The 19,441-nt window shown below is 59.3% G+C and carries 18 protein-coding genes; 11 read left to right on the forward strand and 7 right to left on the reverse strand.

Going from position 1 to position 19,441, the window contains the following annotated elements; all coding sequences use genetic code 11:
• Positions 1-94: 94 nt before the first annotated feature.
• On the reverse strand, positions 95-2,968 hold the full coding sequence (locus E3W21_RS16590; RefSeq protein WP_134421020.1) for an EAL domain-containing protein: 2,874 nt from the start codon (positions 2,966-2,968) through the stop codon (positions 95-97).
• A 258-nt stretch (positions 2,969-3,226) separates the two neighbouring features.
• Between E3W21_RS16590 and uvrD the strand changes: the two genes are divergently transcribed.
• From uvrD to E3W21_RS16610, 4 genes are all read left to right on the forward strand, one after another.
• A complete protein-coding gene (uvrD, locus tag E3W21_RS16595; protein WP_056738578.1) occupies positions 3,227-5,410 on the forward strand; it encodes a DNA helicase II in 2,184 nt (727 codons plus the stop codon).
• 161 nt (positions 5,411-5,571) lie between these two features.
• The gene (locus E3W21_RS16600) at positions 5,572-6,012 is read left to right on the forward strand and encodes an EamA family transporter (RefSeq protein ID WP_046053914.1); all 441 of its coding nucleotides are present in this window, start codon (positions 5,572-5,574) and stop codon (positions 6,010-6,012) included.
• A 178-nt stretch (positions 6,013-6,190) separates the two neighbouring features.
• Positions 6,191-7,063 carry a Tim44 domain-containing protein gene (locus tag E3W21_RS16605; RefSeq protein ID WP_134421022.1) on the forward strand — a complete coding sequence of 291 codons (873 nt, stop codon included), beginning with the start codon at positions 6,191-6,193 and terminating at the stop codon, positions 7,061-7,063.
• A 270-nt stretch (positions 7,064-7,333) separates the two neighbouring features.
• On the forward strand, positions 7,334-7,741 hold the full coding sequence (locus tag E3W21_RS16610; protein ID WP_008156656.1) for an SMI1/KNR4 family protein: 408 nt from the start codon (positions 7,334-7,336) through the stop codon (positions 7,739-7,741).
• A gap of 166 nt (positions 7,742-7,907) precedes the next feature.
• On the opposite strand, the gene E3W21_RS16615 is transcribed toward E3W21_RS16610, so the two are convergent.
• Entirely contained in the window at positions 7,908-9,671 is a 1,764-nt protein-coding gene (locus E3W21_RS16615; protein WP_134421024.1) for a cation:proton antiporter, read from the reverse strand.
• 289 nt (positions 9,672-9,960) lie between these two features.
• Here E3W21_RS16615 and E3W21_RS16620 point away from each other — a divergent pair, with 289 nt between their 5' ends.
• Positions 9,961-10,443, forward strand: coding sequence for an acyl-CoA thioesterase (locus tag E3W21_RS16620; RefSeq protein ID WP_074872148.1), 483 nt, complete (start codon positions 9,961-9,963; stop codon positions 10,441-10,443).
• A gap of 143 nt (positions 10,444-10,586) precedes the next feature.
• On the opposite strand, the gene pdxY is transcribed toward E3W21_RS16620, so the two are convergent.
• Positions 10,587-11,459: a pyridoxal kinase PdxY gene (pdxY, locus tag E3W21_RS16625; protein WP_134421026.1), complete on the reverse strand. Its 873-nt coding sequence runs from the start codon at positions 11,457-11,459 to the stop codon at positions 10,587-10,589.
• 120 nt (positions 11,460-11,579) lie between these two features.
• Here pdxY and E3W21_RS16630 point away from each other — a divergent pair, with 120 nt between their 5' ends.
• Entirely contained in the window at positions 11,580-11,993 is a 414-nt protein-coding gene (locus tag E3W21_RS16630; protein WP_134421028.1) for a DUF3301 domain-containing protein, read from the forward strand.
• Between the two features lies 1 nt (position 11,994).
• Here E3W21_RS16630 and E3W21_RS16635 read toward each other — a convergent pair whose 3' ends face one another.
• Positions 11,995-12,966 (reverse strand): GTP-binding protein, encoded by a 972-nt coding sequence (locus E3W21_RS16635; RefSeq protein ID WP_129439853.1) that lies wholly within the window; start codon positions 12,964-12,966, stop codon positions 11,995-11,997.
• A gap of 26 nt (positions 12,967-12,992) precedes the next feature.
• On the opposite strand from E3W21_RS16635, the gene E3W21_RS16640 reads away from it, so the two are divergent.
• Positions 12,993-13,349 (forward strand): NADH:ubiquinone oxidoreductase, encoded by a 357-nt coding sequence (locus E3W21_RS16640; RefSeq protein ID WP_129439851.1) that lies wholly within the window; start codon positions 12,993-12,995, stop codon positions 13,347-13,349.
• A gap of 4 nt (positions 13,350-13,353) precedes the next feature.
• Here E3W21_RS16640 and E3W21_RS16645 read toward each other — a convergent pair whose 3' ends face one another.
• Positions 13,354-14,004: a DUF1826 domain-containing protein gene (locus E3W21_RS16645; RefSeq protein ID WP_134421030.1), complete on the reverse strand. Its 651-nt coding sequence runs from the start codon at positions 14,002-14,004 to the stop codon at positions 13,354-13,356.
• On the reverse strand, positions 14,004-15,212 hold the full coding sequence (zigA, locus tag E3W21_RS16650; protein ID WP_134421032.1) for a zinc metallochaperone GTPase ZigA: 1,209 nt from the start codon (positions 15,210-15,212) through the stop codon (positions 14,004-14,006). Before zigA ends, E3W21_RS16645 begins: the two co-directional genes overlap by 1 nt.
• Before the next feature lie 143 nt (positions 15,213-15,355).
• Here zigA and E3W21_RS16655 point away from each other — a divergent pair, with 143 nt between their 5' ends.
• The gene (locus E3W21_RS16655) at positions 15,356-15,733 is read left to right on the forward strand and encodes a glutamine synthetase (protein WP_134421034.1); all 378 of its coding nucleotides are present in this window, start codon (positions 15,356-15,358) and stop codon (positions 15,731-15,733) included.
• Here E3W21_RS16655 and E3W21_RS16660 read toward each other — a convergent pair.
• Positions 15,730-16,926, reverse strand: coding sequence for an N-acetylmuramoyl-L-alanine amidase (locus E3W21_RS16660; RefSeq protein ID WP_134421036.1), 1,197 nt, complete (start codon positions 16,924-16,926; stop codon positions 15,730-15,732). The genes E3W21_RS16655 and E3W21_RS16660 overlap by 4 nt on opposite strands.
• Positions 16,927-17,012: 86 nt before the next feature.
• Here E3W21_RS16660 and folE2 point away from each other — a divergent pair, with 86 nt between their 5' ends.
• The 3 genes from folE2 to E3W21_RS16675 are packed head-to-tail and all read left to right on the forward strand — an operon-like array spanning position 17,013 to position 19,440.
• Complete coding sequence (gene folE2 / locus E3W21_RS16665; protein WP_134421038.1) at positions 17,013-17,909, forward strand: GTP cyclohydrolase FolE2; 897 nt, start codon at positions 17,013-17,015, stop codon at positions 17,907-17,909.
• Positions 17,906-18,574 (forward strand): metal ABC transporter ATP-binding protein, encoded by a 669-nt coding sequence (locus E3W21_RS16670; RefSeq protein WP_134421040.1) that lies wholly within the window; start codon positions 17,906-17,908, stop codon positions 18,572-18,574. Before folE2 ends, E3W21_RS16670 begins: the two co-directional genes overlap by 4 nt.
• Entirely contained in the window at positions 18,574-19,440 is an 867-nt protein-coding gene (locus tag E3W21_RS16675) for a metal ABC transporter permease (protein WP_134421042.1), read from the forward strand. Before E3W21_RS16670 ends, E3W21_RS16675 begins: the two co-directional genes overlap by 1 nt.
• Position 19,441: the final 1 nt, after the last annotated feature.

Raw genomic sequence — 19,441 nt, forward strand, 5'->3', positions numbered from 1 at the left:
CACGCTTGTAGTTATACTACATGAATCGGCTTTTTGCCTGCTCAATGCGTAACTCGATGTCCCCATTTCACGCCACATGCGCTCCATGTAGCCCCTACAAGGGTTTCGCGTCCGCACGCAACAGCGCCGCCAGGCCATCGGCCTCGACCGGGCGGCTAATCAAATAACCCTGCACTTCATCGCAGTGCTCGACTTTCAAAAACTCCAACTGCTCTGCCCGCTCCACACCCTCAGCCACCACTTTGAGCGACAGGCCGTGCGCCATGGCAATGATTGCCCGGGTGATCGCCGCATCCTCGCTGCCCTCCCCCAGCCCGCGGATAAACGCCTGATCGATCTTCACGTAATCCACGGGGATGCGCTTGAGGTAGCTCAGGGATGAATAACCCGTGCCGAAATCATCGATCGCCAGTTTCACGCCCAGATCGCGCAATTGCTGGAAGGTCGCGATGATGTGCTCGACGCTGTCCAGCAACTGACTTTCGGTGAGTTCCAGCTCGAGGTAGTGCGGCGCCAGACCGGTTTCTTCCAGCACCTGACGCACCAGGCTGACCAGTTTGCCCTGACGCAATTGATGCACCGACAGATTGACCGACACCCGTATTGGTTCAAGCCCCTGACGCTGCCACTCACAGGCTTGCCAGCAGGCCTGACGCAACACGAACTCGCCGATCGGGCCGATCAACCCTGTTTCCTCGGCCAAGCCGATAAAGTCCCCCGGCGGCACACGGCCCATGGTCGGGTGATCCCAGCGCACCAGCGCCTCGGCGGCATTCAACCGACCCGTGGCGAGGCACAGCTTCGGTTGGTAAAACACCTTCAGCTGCTTCTCTTCGATGGCTTTTCGCAGCTGATTTTCCAGCTGCAAGCGCTCCAGCGTGCTGGCTTGCAGGCTATCGGTGTAGAACTGGAAGTTATTTCCGCCCAAGTGCTTGGCGTGCTGCATGGCCATATTTGACTGATGGACCAGCGCGGAAATTTCTCGCGCATTGTCCGGCAACATACTGATGCCCATGGATGCGCTAACCACCAGTTCATGGCCCTCGACAGTGATCGGCAAGCGCAGCTTGGTCGACAGTCGGGTCGCCACCCGCGCCAGGCTCGACAGGTTGCCGTAGGCATTGAACAACACGGCAAACTCATCGCCGGATAAGCGAGCGATGGTGTCTGCTTCAGGCAACGCATTGACCAGCCGCCGGGCCATCTTCTGCAAGAGCTGGTCGGCGATTTCATGGCCAAGGCTGTCATTGAGCAGCTTGAAACGATCCAGATTGATGTGCAGCAACGCCAGACTGCGATAGGCGCCCTGACGAACCCGCTGATGGGCCTCGCTTAGCCGTTCGCGGAACAGAGAACGGTTAGCCAGGCCCGTCAATTCGTCGTAATGCGTCAGGTAACGCATGCGCTCTTCAGATTCACGCCGAGCCGATAGATCGGCGAAGAAGCCTACAATATGGCTCACATTTCCCCGAGAATCGCGCACAGCGTTCAGTTGCAACCATTGCGGATACAACTCGCCATTCTTGCGGGTTTCTACCAGCTCACCCTGCCAACTGCCGTGCTGCTCCAGCGCCTGATGAATCGCCGCGTAGTGCCGGCGGGCATCGCGGCTGCATGGCAACTCGACCACGTTGCGTCCGATCATGTCTTCAATGTCGTAGCCGGTGACTCGACTGAAGGCCTGATTGACCGCGATCAGCGCGTAATTCGGATCGAAAATCACAATGCCTTCGCTGGCGGCCTCGAACACCGTCGCGGCCAATTGCCGCTGTTCTTCCAGACCTTTGCTGACGCTGATGTCGCGACGGGTGCCGACCATGCGGATCACTCGGCCATTTTCGCCGCGCTCAACGGCTCGTCCTCGGTCCTCGATCCAGACCCAATGGCCATCGCCGTGGCGCACGCGGTACTCGATTTGGTAATCCTCGCTGCGGCCCTTCAAATGCTCGACCAGCGCGCGCTTGAGCGATGGCAAGTCATCGGGGTGCAGGCGCGGCTTGAGGTGGCGGAGCATCGCCGTCACGAATTCCGGCTCCAGGCCGAACAGCTCCTGAACGTGGGTGTGATGGACTTCGTCGGTTTGCAGGTTCCAGTCCCACAAGCCGAGCTCACTGGCCTTCAACGCCAGCGCCAGACGCGCTTCACTCTTGCTCAGGGCCTGATTGGCAGCGTCCAGCTCTAGGCTGCGCTGGGCAACTCGGCTTTCCAGCTCGATCTGAATTTGCCGCAGCTCGTCTTCGGCACGACGGCGCTGGTCGATTTCCTTGGCCAGCTTTTGATTGAGCTGGTCGCTGCAGCTTTGAGCCTGCTGCAAGTGTTCGATCAGTGCCTGATTCTGAAAGCGCCGCAACAGTCCGCTATCGATGAGCCGATTGACCTGCCAGGCGACCACACTCAACGCGCCCAGTAAAATCAGGCCGAACCAGCCCCAGCCCTGATCTTGTTCATCGCCGCCCCAGAACAGATAACCGATGGCCGGCAACAAACAGGGCAAGGTAAAGGACAGGAACCCCGGCAGGCTGACCGCGTAGGCAACACTGGCCGAAAGAGCTGCGGCGCCGATCAGGCCGAACACCCAGGCTTGTTGAATGAAGTTATCGGCGGGTACCAGGGCAATGCCGGCGCCAGCCAGGGTCAGGCCGGTCATGGCCGAACCCAGCAAAAACATGCGGCGCCAGATCGGATGGGCCTGACGATTGGGTATCGCCGAATCGAAGGCCGCGACTTGAATCACCCGCAACGCCACCAGCGACAACAGCCACACCAGCCAGACGCTGACCAGGAAGTAACGCTGCGGACTCCAAAGCAAGCCAGCGCAGACCAGACCGTTGATCAACATGAATAACGTGGGCAGCAACGAGCCCTGATAAAGCAGACGCGTGCGTTCGACCGCCATTTCCATGGCGTACTGTTTGCGAATAACCCGAGGCTCCACAACGGGGCCCGACAGGTCGGTGCTGAGGGTCATAGGCAATGTTCTTGTTCTTATAATGGTGAGCATGAGCCCGAAACGTCGACGGAGCATACACAAGCAAATGCCCGGACCAAACTGCTCCAGATCATAAAATCGACAAAAACTGCAGCCCCCCATACCCGCTGAAAAGCCTCGGAGCGAGCCCCGCCAACGCCTGCAGCCAGTGACCGACCGGTCGTCATCCGTGCTTCTTTCATCGGCTAATGCAAAGCTCGGTTTGCCCGGTGTGACGGCGCACCCTAGAATGCCCCGATGCGCGATGATCTCTCCCTTCTGCTGAACTCCCTCAACGATGCCCAACGCCAGGCCGTAGCTGCCCGCGTGGGTCGTCAGTTGGTCCTGGCCGGTGCTGGTTCCGGTAAAACCCGAGTGCTGGTGCACCGTATCGCCTGGTTGATCCAGGTCGAAAACGCCTCGCCCCACTCCATCCTGTCGGTGACCTTCACCAATAAGGCCGCTGCCGAGATGCGCCATCGCATCGAGCAGTTGATGGGTATCAACCCGGCCGGCATGTGGGTCGGCACCTTCCACGGCCTGGCGCACCGTTTGTTGCGGGCGCACTGGCAGGAAGCCGGCCTGAGCCAGACTTTCCAGATTCTCGACAGCGACGACCAGCAACGACTGGTCAAGCGGGTGATCCGCGAGCTGGGCCTGGACGAGCAACGCTGGCCGGCCCGTCAGGCCCAATGGTTCATCAACGGGCAAAAAGACGAAGGTCTGCGTCCGCAACACATTCAAGCCAGCGGCGATCTGTTCCTGGCGACCATGCGCAGCATTTATGAAGCCTATGAGGCTGCGTGCCTGCGCGCTGGCGTGATCGACTTCTCCGAATTGCTGCTGCGCGCCCTCGATCTGTGGCGCGATCATCCGGGCCTGCTGGCACACTATCAGAAGCGCTTCCGGCACATTTTGGTGGACGAGTTCCAGGACACCAACGCCGTGCAGTACGCCTGGTTGCGACTGCTGGCCAAGGGCGGCGACAGCCTGATGGTGGTCGGCGACGACGATCAGTCGATCTACGGCTGGCGCGGCGCGAAAATCGAGAACATTTATCAGTATTCCGACGACTTTCCGGATGCCGAGACCATTCGTCTGGAGCAGAACTACCGCTCCACCGCCGGCATCCTCAAGGCAGCCAACGCCCTGATCGCCAACAACACGGGACGCATGGGCAAAGAGCTGTGGACCGACGGCGGCGAAGGCGAAGCGATCAATCTGTACGCCGCGTTCAACGAACACGATGAAGCACGCTACGTGGTGGAAACCATTGAAAGCGCGCTAAAAACCGGCTTGGCCCGCAGTGATATTGCGATTTTGTACCGCTCCAACGCCCAATCGCGCGTTTTGGAGGAAGCCTTGCTGCGCGAGCGCATTCCGTACCGCATCTATGGCGGTCAGCGCTTCTTCGAACGGGCAGAAATCAAAAACGCCATGGCCTACCTGCGCTTGCTCGAAGGCCGCGGCAACGATGCAGCGCTGGAGCGGGTGATCAACGTCCCGGCCCGTGGTATCGGTGAGAAAACCGTCGAAGCAATCCGCGACCATGCCCGTCACAGCGATGTGTCGATGTGGGAAGCCATGCGCCTGCTGGTGGCTAATAAAGGCCTGACCGGTCGTGCCGCCGGCGCGCTGGGCGCATTTATTGAGCTGATCGAGAACCTCGCCGCCAAGTGCATGGAAATGCCACTGCATCTGATGACCCAGACCGTCATCGAGCAGTCCGGGCTGATCGCCTATCACGAAGCGGAAAAAGGTGAGAAAGGCCAGGCCCGGGTAGAAAACCTTGAGGAACTGGTCAGCGCCGCGCGTAACTTCGAAAACGCTGAAGAAGATGAAGACCTGACGCCATTGGCGGCGTTCCTCGGTCACGCGTCGCTGGAGGCCGGGGATACTCAGGCCGACGAGCACGAAGACAGCATTCAGTTGATGACTTTGCACAGCGCCAAGGGTCTGGAATTCCCTTATGTGTTCCTGGTGGGCATGGAAGAAGGTCTGTTCCCGCACAAGATGAGCCTCGAAGAACCGGGTCGTCTTGAAGAGGAGCGCCGTTTGGCCTACGTCGGTATCACTCGGGCGATGCAGAACCTGGTGATGACCTATGCTGAAACTCGACGCCTATACGGCAGCGAGACCTACAACAAGGTGTCGCGTTTCGTACGTGAAGTACCGAAAGGCCTGATCCAGGAAGTGCGGCTGTCCAACAGTGTCAGCCGCCCGTTCGGCGGTGGCCAGCAGCAGAGCTCCAGCAGCCTGTTTGGCGGTAGCGAGATCCCGGATACCGGGTTCAGCCTCGGCCAGGCCGTACGGCATTCGGTGTTTGGCGACGGTGTGATCCTGAACTTCGAAGGTGCCGGGGCTCAGGCTCGGGTGCAAGTGAACTTCAGCGAAGGCAGCAAGTGGCTGATGCTGGGTTACGCGAAGCTGGAAGCGATTTAGGGCTATCTAATAGCTTTTCTGTGGGAGCGAGCTTGCTCGCGATTGGGATCGCTGCGGTGCGTCTGAAACACCGCGTTATCGTTCATCACGAGCAAGCTCGCTCCCACAGGTTTTTGTGTCGATCCGGACCTCAGCAGGTTGATCTTATAAGGCGCGACAACATGGGCTCAGGCTTCTTTTCTTCCTGGACATTCTGGGCCCTGTTGTCGGCAGCCTTTGCCGCCATGACCGCCATTTTCGCGAAAATCGGTATCGAAAACGTCAACTCCGACTTCGCCACCCTACTGCGTACCGTGGTGGTTTTGGTCAGCCTGGCCTTGATTTTGTACGCCACGGGCCAATATCAGTCATTAGGATCGATCTCTGCCAGGAGCTACCTGTTCCTGCTGCTGTCGGGACTTGCCACCGGTGCCTCGTGGATCTGCTACTTCCGCGCACTGAAACTGGGGCCGGCCTCACTGGTCGCTCCGGTGGACAAGCTCAGCGTGGTACTGGTGGCGGTGCTCGGCGTGATCCTGCTGGGCGAAAAACTCGACCTGCGCCAATGGGGTGGAATCGGCCTGATTACAGCCGGTGTGGTCATGCTGGCGCTGCGCCGCTAGGCCCCTTCCTACAGAACTTATCCACCGATCCTACGGACCAAAGTTAACAGGCCTTATTGCGCTGACTGAAGCTGAACGCAACCTGTCAGGCAAAAGCCCGAAACACTCTGCCGCTAGCCAGTAACACTTCAGCTGTGCAACATGGCGCGCGTGCCATCCACAAATGGGAATTCCCTTTATGAAACGTTTTCTTAGCATCGCCATGGCGTTGTGCATCGGCCTGACGATGAGCCTCGACGCCAACGCCAAGCGCTTTGGTGGCGGTAAGAGCTCCGGCGCTGCGCCGACTCACCAGACCAGCCAAATGGCTCCTTCTTCTCCTGGCGTAGGCGGTGCTGCTGCCACTGCCGGTGCGGCCGGTGCCGCGGGCGCTGCTGCCAAGGCCGGTGGTGCTTCGCGCTGGCTCGGCCCTCTGGCCGGTATCGCTGCCGGTGGCCTGTTGGCCTCCATGTTCATGGGCGGCGGCTTCCAGGGCATGCAGATCTTCGACATCCTGATCATGGCGGTCATCGCCTTTCTGATCTTCCGTTTCATCGCCGCTCGTCGTCGCAAGCAGCAGGAGCACATGGCTCCAGCTGGCGCACCGATGCAGCGTGAAGTGTTCGAGCAGAAGCCTGCTGGCGGTTCGATCTTCGGCGGTTCGGCAGCACCGGTTGCCGCTCGTCCGGTGATCAACGCTCCGGCCTGGTTCAATGAAAAGAACTTCATTGAAGCAGCCCGCAACCACTTCCAGTCCCTGCAGCAACACTGGGACGCCAACGAAATGGACAAGATCGCCGAGTTCGTGACCCCGCAACTGCTGGAGTTCCTCAAGCGCGAACGTGCCGATCTGGGCGACGGTTTCCAGTCCACCTACATTGATAACCTCAATGTTCAACTGGACGGCGTGGATGATCGTGCCGACAAGACCATCGCCACCCTGACCTTCACCGGTGTGTCGAAGACCTCTCGTTTCGACCAGGGCGAAGTGTTCAGCGAAAGCTGGAACATGGAACGTCCGCAGGGCGAGAACCAGCCTTGGCTGGTCGCCGGTATCCGCCAGAACGGCTGATACTTCCCGGTTCTGTCTGGAAGGTGCCGAGCTAAGATCAGACAAGGCAAAAACAGGCGAGGACGCGGAGTTGACTTTAGTCAATGAGCATCCGAGCCTGTTTTTAACGCAGTATGATCGACGCGCAGGCACGTTCCAGACAGAACCTAGCATGCTGTAATGAAAACCCCAGCCTTGGCTGGGGTTTTCTATTTCGCGGTTGCATCTATAGCGAGCTACTGTATAAACCGCCCCAACTAAACCGCGCCATCAAGCAAGAGGATCCCGGACGTGGAAGAAATCATCGAACAACTGCGTGAAGCCAACGAACCGGTACCGGTCCCCTTGGAGTTGCCCGACGAAGATCAATTGGTGGAAATCGAAGAACAGCTGTTCATCGACATTCCATTTGTCTTCAGAGAGTTTTTGCTGACCGTCAGCGACGTCGTCTACGGCAGCCTGGAGCCGGTAACCGTTACCGACCCGCAATCCCACACCTACCTGCCGGACGTTGCCGCCAACGCCTGGGATGCGGGTGTTGATCGCAGCATGATTCCGATCTGCCAGGACGGTGACAACTACTACCTGGTCGAAGAAGACGGCACCGTGGTGCTGTGGTTGGCCGAAGAAGAGCTGATCGCCGAGGAAACCTGGGAATCGGTGTGGCACTGGGCGCGGGACGTCTGGCTGGAAAGCTGAGACGCCTCAACTTTGTAGCAGCTGGCGCAGCCTGCGTTCGGCTGCGAAGCGGCCGCAATATCAGGCAACGAGGTGTTTCAGGAAAACCGAGTCATCCGGGTTTACGACTGCTGCGTCCGAACGCGGCCCGAGTCGAACGCAGCCTTCGGCAGCTGCTACAGAGGTCTCAGTGGCTTGAGGAGTCCTTGTGGTTGTCCAGTGTTTCGAGCAACGCCACCTGCATCCGCGTGTGCACGCGGATGAACCAGCGCCAGAGCAGCGCCGCTATAGCGGCCGCGACGACGACGATCAGCACCAGCAACTTGTTGGTCGGCAGAATACTGGCCGACAAGGCTGCCAGCAGCAGAAAAATCACCAGCAGCGAGAGGAGCGGGATCACTTCGGCGATCACCCGACGCACTCGCTGCGTGTGGCGGCCGGCCATCCCCGGCTTCACGCCCATCTCCGCTAACAGCATCGAGAGCGCCTTGAGCTTGCGATAGGCGGCGATCAGGAACGGTAGCGACAACAGCAACGCCCCGCCCCAAATCAACGCTTTCTGCCAGCTCGGGTCGCTGATCCAGTCTTGCAGGTAAGCGGACATGCGCTCAGCGAAAAAAGCACCCGAGAAGAAGATCGCAATCACCAGCGCCAGATTGACGCCCACCTGCAACAGAATCCGCCGAATCATCGACGCCAACAGCGCGCCCTCGCCCTGAGGCTGGATGCTGCGCAGCCATTCGCCGTACATCCCCAATACCCTGCCCAGTCGCTTCGGCATCACCGCGGCAAGCTTGACCGACAGCGGATCAGCCGCGCGGATCAGGTAGGGCGTCAGCAACGTGGTGATCACCGAGACGGCTACAGCGACCGGGTAAAGGAAGTTGCTGGTGACCTGCAACGTCATGCCCAGCGCCGCGATGATGAAAGAAAATTCGCCAATCTGCGAAAGCCCCATCCCGACGCGAAGTGAGGTGCGTCCATCATTGCCAGCGATAAAGGCGCCAAGGCCGCAAGAGAACATTTTGCCCAGCACCACGGCCACGGTGATCACCGCAATCGGCCATGCATATTGCAGCAGGATCATCGGATCGAGCATCAGCCCGATGGCGACAAAGAAGATCGCACTGAACAGGTCGCGAACCGGTTCGATCAAGCGCTCGATTTTCAGCAATTGCCGGGATTCAGCCATGATCGCGCCAATCAGGAAGGCACCGAGCACCATGCTGTACTCAAGTTTGACCACCAGCAAACAGAAGCCGAAACACAGGCCTAACACCGTGATCAGCAGCATTTCATTGCTTTCGAACTTCGCCACGTAAGCCAGCAATCGCGGCACCAACAGGATGCCGATGACCAGTGCGACAATCATGAACAGCGAGAGCTTGCCGACCGTGGAAAACACTTCGCCGGAACTGACCGTGCCGCTGACCGCGATGCTCGACAGCAAGGCGATGATGCCGATGCCAAGGATGTCTTCAACGATCAGCACGCCGAAAATCAGCTGCGCGAAGCGCTCGTTCTTCATCTTCAGATCGTTGAGCGCCTTAACGATGATCGTGGTCGAGGAAATCGCCAGGATCGCGCCGAGGAACAGCGAGTCCATGGTGTTCCAGTCGAACCAGCGACCGATCTCGTAGCCGATCCAGATCATCAGCACGATTTCCATAAACGCCGCGATGAACGCCGTGGCACCGACCTTGAACAGCTTGCGCAGGCTGAACTCCAGGCCCAGGCAGAACATCAGGAAAATCACCCCGAGTTCGGCGAGGGTCTTGATGGTTTCTTCATCGTGAATCAGGCTGAACGGCGGGGTGTGCGGGCCGATGATGAAGCCGGCGACGATGTAGCCGAGTACCACAGGTTGTTTGAAGCGATGAAACAGCACGGTCACCACACCCGCGATCAACATGATCACTGCCAGATCTTGAATGAAGCTGATGGCGTGCATGGCGTGGGCTCCTTGGGTGACATTGCTCAATCGACAGATGTGGGAAAGGTCTGTTCGAACAAGGTAAAAAGTCCACTTTCCGCGTGGGAATTACCCCTGAGAGGGGGCTTTTGAAGGGTAACACCGCGACTTCCGGCAGAAAGGCGGTGCAATATATGGAAACAGATCGATTCGGGCGTGACGGCAGCCACCCGCCCGGCGTCCCGATAACTGTTGGTTTGAAAAAGCTGACGAGGCACCCGCAGAGGTGCCGCCCTCCCGAAATTCTGCCTTGAACCGTGAGAACGCTATGGAACCCGGAAACGCACAACTGTCGATGACGGTATTGATGACCCCCGACATGGCCAACTTCTCTGGCAATGTCCACGGCGGTACCTTGCTCAAATACCTCGACGAAGTGGCCTACGCGTGCGCCAGCCGTTATGCCGGCCGCTACGTGGTGACCCTGTCGGTGGACCAGGTGATTTTCCGCGAGCCGATTCATGTCGGCGAACTGGTGACCTTTCTGGCCTCGGTCAATTACACCGGCAACACCTCCATGGAGGTGGGCATCAAGGTGGTGACCGAAAACATCCGCGAGCGCTCGGTGCGCCACACCAACAGCTGCTTCTTCACCATGGTCGCAGTGGATGACGACCGCAAACCGGCTGCTGTCCCGCCACTGCAACCGCAGAACAGCGAAGACAAACGCCGCTTCATGCAGGCCCAGCAACGTCGGCAGATTCGTCAGGAGCTGGAAAAGCGCTATCAGGACATCAAGGGCGACGCCTGAACTGTTCAGTCAGTTTGATGTGGTTCTTGAGTGAGTCATCGCGAGCAAGCTCGCTCCCACAAGTGATCTACGACGGACACAATTTCTGTGTCCACTGAAGATCTGTGTGGGAGCGAGCTTGCTCGCGATGGGGTCTACGCCGCTCAGAGGCTGAGAGGTGTCGCTTCGAACCGCACCCGTGGATGGGCAATCCGGTCCTGAGCCCGCACCAGTTCCAGCTCATAGCTGGAGCAAGCCTGGGTTTCCAGCAGCACTTCATGCACCGCCGACGCGGCGAATTCGAAAGCTGCCACCAGGCTATCACCCAACAGCACGCGAGCCAGAAACAGTCCAGAGGTCAGGTCGCCGACGCCCACCGGCTGACGCGGGAACGCCAGCAGCGGACGGCGCAAATGCCAGCTGTCTTCGGCCGTCACCAGCAACATCTCGAAAACATCCCCCGGTTTACCGGGATAGTTCAGATGCTTGACCAGCACAGCCTTTGGACCACGCGCCAGCAACGCTCGCGCCATGGCCAGGCAATCGAACAACGATTGCGGCTTGCGCCCCGAAAAGCTGTCCAGCTCCAGCTGGTTCGGGCACATGAAGTCCGCCACGGCAGCCGCCTCCTCCAGCAGGAAATCGCTGACTTCCGCGGGCACGCTGCAACCCTTCTCCGGATGGCCCATCACCGGGTCACACAGATACAGTGCCTTGGGATTCATCGACTTGATCCGCGCCACCCCCGTCAGGATCGCCCGACCCTGGGCAGCACTGCCGAGATAGCCAGACAACACGGCGTCGCAGTTGCCCAGCTCGCCAATCGCCGCGATGCCTTCGACCAGGTCGGGAATCTGATGCGGCGCCAGCACTTCACCGGCCCATTGGCCGTACTGGGTGTGGTTGGAGAACTGCACCGTATTGAGTGGCCAGACATTCACCCCGACCCGCTGCATCGGGAAAACCGCGGCGCTGTTGCCAGCGTGGCCGAACACCACGTGGGACTGGATGGCGAGCAGATGGGGCGTACGTTTCATGCGGTGGGTTTTCCGTCAAACGATTGAAATTCAAGCCGCGCAGTATGCGACTAAACGCAGCCTGTACGACAGACCGGCGACGCAGTTAAGCTGACACTATCTAGTTGGAGCAACGTGTTGATGCTGACCCTTGGAAATATCTTCGTCCTGATGCTGCTTGCCACCGGTGGCGCGTGGTTATGGCACAACCATGGCTTGCGCGAGCGCGCGCTGGAGCGGGTCAAGCTGCATTGCACAAAGCTCGGAATCGAGCTGCTGGACGGCAACGTGGCCTTGAAGAAGATTGCGTTCATTAAAGACGCCAACGGCCGGCGGCGCCTCGCCCGTGTGTATAACTTCGAATTCACCGTGACCGGTGAAAGCCGTCACAACGGCACCATCACCCAGTTCGGCGCCCACAGTGCGCAGATTGAGCTGGCGCCCTACCCGATGCCGTTCGACGACACGCCTGCGGTGACCGATGTAGTGAAACCGCGCGCTGAGGTGATCGAGATGAGCCAGTGGCGGCAAGAACACACTAAATGGCGTCCTTGATTCAAGTCGGACTCGACCGGCAGCCGGCTAGATCTCTTTGCAATGAATCAACATCCTGCGGCTCACTGAAAATCAGCTCGATGCGCGAATCACGCCGCCATTCGCTGGGCTGCCAGTCCAGCACCGGGTTTTCCAGCGCATTCGCCGAAACCCAACCATCGGCGCTGTGGATAACCAGCTTCGCCCGCCGCCAGGCAAGGCTTTCAAGCCAACGACCAACGAGCGTCGCGTCGAAAGTCTGACTTGGATGCCACCGCCACCCAACACTCCAGCCGCCCTCCTGTTCCTGGCTCAAGCAAATTGGCAGCGCAGGATCGGTCCAGATGGCTGGCAGCTGTGCCAATCCTTTGGGCGCAACGAAGTTATCCACACCCGCTACAGCCTGAACCCCAAGCCCTGGTAACTCACTCAATGGCAATGCGGCTTGCTGCGTCCAGTACAACGGACGCGCCGGCAACTGTGCGGCGATTCGCTGGCGATCAGCGTCGTCGATATTTTCGGCTTTATTCATCAGCAACAACCCAGCGCTCTTGAGCGCTTCCTGTTGCGCCACCGGCAGCGGTTTGCCGGCAGCAAGTGCCTGGGCATCCAGCACCAGGACGCAGGGTTGAACAGCCAACACGCCTTGCCACGGCGCCTCACTCAATTGCCTGAGCAATTGCGCCGGATGTCCAAGCCCGGAGGGTTCGATAAACAACCGATCCGGCCGCGCCTTGCGCAGTAAACGCCCGAGGCCGATCTGAAACGGCGCACCATTCACGCAACACAAACAGCCCCCGGCCACTTCACCCAGTGCGATACCATCGGCGTCCCGGGTCAGCAACGCAGCATCGAGGCCGATCTGGCCGAACTCGTTGATCAGCACCGCCCAACGCTCATTCGCCGGCCGCTGCGCCAACAGGTGCTTGATCAGACTGGTCTTGCCGGCACCCAAGGGGCCAGCAATGACGTGCGTGGGAATATTCTGCAACATGGTCGAAGTTTTCTGAGGAGGTAAGGATGCGGTTGATGGGATTGTCGTTGGTCCTGGCGCTCACTTCGGGTGAGGCGCTGGCTCAAGCCTGTGTGGTACATAGCACGGCTGCGCGACTCGACGTGAAAGTCTGCCAGCAGAACCGCAACATCCCGGAAAAACTGTTCGCCGATGGTTTCTGCCAGCCGAACCTTCCTGGCCAGAAAGTCGAGGTGCAGTACGTCGACCAATGCCCCACCGGGGCGTTCGGCGTGTGCAGCAACGCCCAAGTCGCCAATATGCCTTACCGGCAGGATATTCACTATTACGGCGTAGCCACGGATGCGGCGTATTTGAAGCCGTTTTGTGAAGCCCAAAGCCAGGGAACCTGGCTCAAGCCGTGAGCCGCTAGCTTAGCCAATCGAGCGTCAGGATCAGCCGCCGCTCACCGGACGCAAGCTGTGGCGACCGGTGAATAAGGCCGAAGCCTTCGTTGCCATGCCATTTCTCGCCTTTGAGCAGCGCGACTTCGCCGCTGGCGATCTGCTCAATCAGCGAGTCGTCCTGGGGCTCGGCTTCGGGTTTTCCCAATTGCCGGCGATCCATCGCCCCTTCCTTCAGCCACTGGCTGCCGATCCCGCAATACGTGGTGATCAGCCGTACCGGCACGTGATCGACGTGGAAACGCGGGCACATGGCCTTGTCCAGGACCCGCAAGCGCAGCCCGACACGCCTGGCGCCCAGCAAACAGGCGAAAGCACTGACCAGCCAAGAGACGTCGGCGATGAAACCTTCGTAACCTTCGAGATCGCTGAAACCTGAGGCTAATCCGTGAAGATTGGGTTCGGTGTCATCGCTAGGCAGTTCCAGGACCAGCGACTCGGCCAACGGCTCGTTCAGGGACAGCAACAAACTCCCGAAATCGGCGATGTGCGCCAGCAGTTGGCGCTGCCAAACGGCGAGGTTTATGCCGTCATCCAGTATTCGGGTCAGCGCTTGCGGCGTCTCACCTTGAACCTGATAAATGATCGGCCGCAGTTTCAGACTGGGTGCCAACATCAGGCTGCCGCCTCTTCATGCCATGGGCCAAATGGATCTGGCAGTAGTCGCCAGCCCTCGACGCCTAACGCCATTTCATCGTCGGTCAGCAGGCAATTGTCGAGTTCGTTGGTGAGTTGCGCGAAGTCGATGTTCTGCCCGATGAACACCAGTTCCTGGCGGCAATCGCCAGTGGTTGCGGTCCAGTTTTCCATGATCCCGGCGGTGCTTTCTTCGTCCTGCGGCCACTGGGTTTTCGGCACGAAACGCCACCAGCGCCCGGCGAAACCATGCCGCATCAATCCGCCGGCCTGGGACCAGCTACCGGCGTCCATGTGCTTGCTGGCCAGCCAGAAGAAGCCCTTGGAGCGCAGCAGTTTGCCATTCACCCACGGGCGGTCGATGAAGCTGAAAAAGCGCTGTGGATGAAACGGTCGGCGTGCTCGGTAAGCTGTCGAGGCGATGCCGTATTCCTCGGTTTCGGGCACGTGTTCGCCACGCAATTCCTGTAGCCAGCCCGGCGCCTGAGCGGCCTTCTCGAAGTCGAAACGACCGGTATTCAGGATCTTCTCCAAGGGAATTTCGCCCATGAACATCGGGATGATTTCCGCTTGGGCGTTAAGCCGCTCAAGGATCGCGATCAGCTCCTGGCGCTCGCTGCTGCTGATCAAGTCGATCTTGCTGATCAGAATCACGTCGGCGAATTCGATCTGCTCGATCAACAGGTCGGTGATCGAGCGTTCGTCTTCCTCGCCCAACGTTTCACCACGGGATGCGAGGCTTTCGGCGGCCTGATAGTCGAGCAGGAAGTTCATGCCATCGACCACGGTGACCATGGTGTCGAGCCGGGCGATGTCGGCCAGGCTCTGCCCTTCTTCATCGCGGAAGGTGAAGGTTTCCGCCACAGGCAGCGGCTCGGAAATGCCGGTGGATTCGATCAATAAATAATCAAAGCGACCCTCCTTGGCGAGTTTGCTCACCTCTTCCAACAAGTCTTCGCGCAAGGTGCAGCAGATGCAGCCATTGCTCATCTCCACCAGTTTTTCTTCCGCGCGATTCAGGGTGACATCGCGCTGAACTTCACCGCCATCGATGTTGATTTCGCTCATATCATTGACGATCACGGCGACGCGCAGGTTGTCGCGATTGCGCAGCACGTAGTTGAGCAGCGTACTTTTGCCAGCGCCGAGAAAGCCCGACAGGACGGTTACGGGGAGACGATTGGGCATCAGGTATTCCTCACAGAGATGCCCGGTCGCAGTGTCGGGCTTAACCTGATGTTATAGTATAACAACACAATCAAGCCACTCTCCTCTTGCCCACGATGACAAAGAGCGCGATGCTCGAGCCCGTTCGGTTCGTGAGAAATCCTATGCGTGTCGCCCTGAAAATAACGCTGATGAGCTTTTCGTTGCTGATAGCTGTCGACGCCTGGGCGCAAATCCCGAGCCTGGCCAAATGCACCCGAAGCGCCAATCTGCTGGCCTGCGTGGATGGCGACGGCAACGCCTATAGCGTCAACACCGTCGGAAGCACGATCTATCTGCGGGGCTTCGAAGCGGCCGGAAAACGCCATTGGGCGCAGACCAACAGTCGCTACGGACAACTCACGTTCTTCACTGGGCTCGCTTCCGATGGCGAGGCCTGGGTCGGCTACAACCGTCGCGTCGGCTGGACCACGATCAATCGGTTTTCCAGTTCCGGTGGCAGCAGTGGCAAGTTCACCTGTAGCCGAATTACAGGATGTTAGGCCTGGGATTTCTTCTGCTCTTGCTGCCAAGCGATGTAACTGTTTACCGGCGGATTTTTCTGGAAGTAGCGCTGTAATCCTTCGAACAAGCCATCGGCTACGGCCTGTTGATGCCGCGCAGTCACCAGTCGCTGGCTGTCGCGTGCGTTCGAGATGAAGCCGGTTTCCACCAGGATCGACGGCACATCCGGCGATTTCAGCACGGCAAATCCCGCTTGTTCCACGCGCTTCTGATGCAATGTGGTGATGCCCGCCAGACTGCCGAGCACCGTGCTGCCCAACTGCAAACTGGCGGCGATGGTCGCGTTCATCGACATGTCGAGAATCACCCCGGCGAGCATCGGGTCCTTATCCTTGAGGTTGAGCAGGCTGGTAGCGCCCAGCAGGTCTGCGCCGTTCTCACGTTGCGCCATGAAGCGCGCCGTCGCCGAGGTTGCTCCACCCTCGGACAGGCAGTAGACCGAAGCGCCTGACGCGGTGAGACGCGGTGCGGCATCGGCATGCACCGAGATGAACATGTCGGCGTTGTGCTTGCGAGCGATCTCCACACGCTTGCGCAACGGGACGAAGAAGTCGTCGTTGCGCACCAGTTTCACGTCGAAGCCCTTCTCGCGTTTCAGCCGTTTGGCCAATAGCTGGGCGATGGACAGCACCACGTCTTTCTCACGCTCACCTTTGGCGCCGACCGCACCGGGGTCTTTGCCGCCGTGACCTGGGTCGACCACGACGATGATGTCGCGCTTGGGGTGTGCCTTGTCGATGACCGCCTCGGGCGCGGCCGCCATTTGTAACGGCGCAGCCGTCCTCAGATCGAGTACCAGTCGATGGCCCTGACCGTCCTGTGGCGGCAACAAAAAACTGGCGAGCTGCACCGGGCCGCTGAGGTCGAGGACGATTCGCGTATCGCCCCGGCCGAAGGGCCCGGAGCGTATCGAGCGAATCACAGTGTTGCTGAGCGCCAACTGACTAAAGTCGCCACTGAGGTTGGCGCCTCTCAGATCGATGATCAGCCGTTCGGGAGCGCTCAGGGAAAACGTCTTGTATTGCACCGGCCCACTCAGATCGAACACCAAACGCAGCTTGTCATCCGAACGCCAGAGCCGCGCATTGCGAATCTGCGTGGCCGAAACGCCAAAGGGTAAAGCAAAGGCCGCGCTGGCCAGGATCAGGTTGAGCAAGTGACGTCTGTGCATGATGAAAGCCTGTTCATGAAAAAGGCATGGTTGATTTTAATGTAATAACATAACATACAGAATCGACTCCCACGATGGACCTGCTCATGAATGCGCTGACTCTGCCCGATATCGCCGCGCAGGCCTCACGCCAAGCCCTGCCACTCGACTGGGTGGGCATGTGCGGCATTGCTCTTCCTGTTTTGTTCGATGGTCAACGACTGAGTGCAAAAGCCGACGCCGGCGTTAGCCTCGATGATGGAGAGGCGCGCGGGATTCATATGTCGCGGCTGTACTTGGCGCTGGAAATGCTCGAGCAAGAAAATCTGACACCCGCCTTGTTGCGGAAAGTTTTGCAAAGTTTTCTCGAGACTCATGAAGGTCTGTCCAACAGCGCGTACTTAAAAATTCACACCGATTTACTGCTAAAAAGACCGGCGCTGGTCAGTCCATTGGCCGGCTGGAAAACCTATCCAGTGAGCATCGAAGCACATTTGAAAAACGCGATGTTCCACGTGGAACTAAAAATCGACGTGCCTTATTCCTCGACCTGTCCGTGTTCGGCCGCACTTTCCCGACAGCTGATTCAGCAGCAATTCGTCGATGACTTCGCCAACAAACCGCTGCAACACGCCGATGTGTTGACTTGGCTCGGCTCCACAAAAGGCATCGTCGCAACGCCTCACAGCCAACGGAGCAATGCAAAAATGCGGCTTCGACTGGACGACTATCTGGATGACTTACCGCTGATCGCGATCATCAACGACGCCGAAGCAGCCCTCGGCACCGCCGTACAAACCGCCGTAAAACGCGCCGACGAACAAGCCTTCGCGTTGGCCAACGGTCAAAACCTGATGTTCTGCGAAGACGCCGCCCGACGTTTGAACCTGGCCCTGAAACGCGCCCCCGGCATCAACGCCTTCCACCTACGAGTCGTCCATGCGGAAAGCCTCCACGCCCACGATGCCGTCGCCGAAAGCCGCTGGAATTGGGAGGCCGCATGATCCGTTGCCAAGCCTTGCGATGGGGTGCACCCGGCCAACCACTGACTCCACCCGTGGATTTCGAACTGGCCCAAGGAAGTCTCACCGCCGTAATCGGTGCGAACGGTTCGGGTAAAAGCAGCCTGCTGAAAGTCATCGCTGGTTTGCAAAAACCGCTGACCGGCAAAGTCATCTTGGATGTTCCACGCAAGGGCAGCCTCTCGTTCCTTCCACAGCAACAACACCTGGATCGCCAATTCCCCATCAGCCTGCAAGAGTTAGTGGCCGCCGGTTTCTGGGGTAGCACGCAGTCTCCCGAGATACGCAGACAACGCCTGAAAGCCGTGCTGGAAAACTGGTGTCTGAGCGGACTGGAACAGCGCCCATTGATGGCTTTGTCCGGCGGCGAATTACAGCGTTCCCTGCTCGCCCGTTTGAGCCTCGCCGACGCACCATTGCTATTGCTCGACGAACCCCACGCCGCCCTCGACGAGCTCGGTCAGGCACTGCTCTGGAAACACATTCACGCCTGGCATGCCGAAGGCCGAACCCAGCTGATCGTGTGCCACGACCTGGCCGCCGTTCGCCAACACATTCCTCAAACGTTGCTGATCAAAAGCACCGGCTGCGTCCTCGGGTCGAGCGTTGATCTGATCCATCAACAGCCGCAAGCGCGGGCGGCCTGATGCTCGCTGCCGCTCATCTTTGGCAACCGTTCCACGAGTTCGTGTTCATGCGCCGAGCGCTTCTTGGCGGGTTGGTTCTGGCATGCAGCACCGCACCATTGGGCGTGTTTCTGATCCTGCGCCGCATGAGTCTGATCGGCGACGCGGTGGCTCACGGCATTCTGCCGGGGGCCGCATTAGGCTTCTGGTTTGCCGGATTGAGTCTGCCGGCGCTGACCGTCGGCGGCCTCGGTGCCGGTCTCGGCATGGCCGGACTCGCCGCCTGGATCACCCGTCGCACCGGCCTGCGGGAAGACGCCAGCCTCGCTGCGATCTACCCGATCTCCCTTGCCTGCGGTGTGCTAATCCTCGGCATCGCCGGCAAACGCCTGGACCTGTTGCACCTGTTGTTTGGCTCGGCGCTGGCGGTCGATGGCCCGACGTTGACAGGCATGCTCTGGGTCTCCGGCTTCAGCCTGATCGCCATGGTGTTCATCTACAAACCGCTGTTGCTGGACACCCTCGACCCACTCTTTCTGCAAACCGTCAGCCGACTCGGCCCCCTGGCACACGGCGTATTTCTAACCCTCGTGGTGCTAAATCTGGTGATCGGTTTTCAAGCCATCGGCGCGCTGATGGTGGTCGGTTTGATGATGTTGCCCGCCGCCGCGTCGCGCTTCTGGAGTCGTCGCTTGCCCGTGTTGATGGCCATCGCCGCCCTGCTCGGCTGCCTCTCGGTGTGGCTCGGACTGTTGCTGTCGTTCTACTACTCGCTCCCCAGTGGCCCGGCGATCGTGCTGGTGGCTGGCGGTTTTTATCTGCTGTCCGTGGTGTTCGGGCCGGTGCATGGTTTGCTGCGCCGCCCGCCTTTGCTCACATCCCAATGAG

This window comes from Pseudomonas sp. F01002 (assembly GCF_004402115.1).
GTDB classification, from domain to species: domain Bacteria; phylum Pseudomonadota; class Gammaproteobacteria; order Pseudomonadales; family Pseudomonadaceae; genus Aquipseudomonas; species Aquipseudomonas frigoris.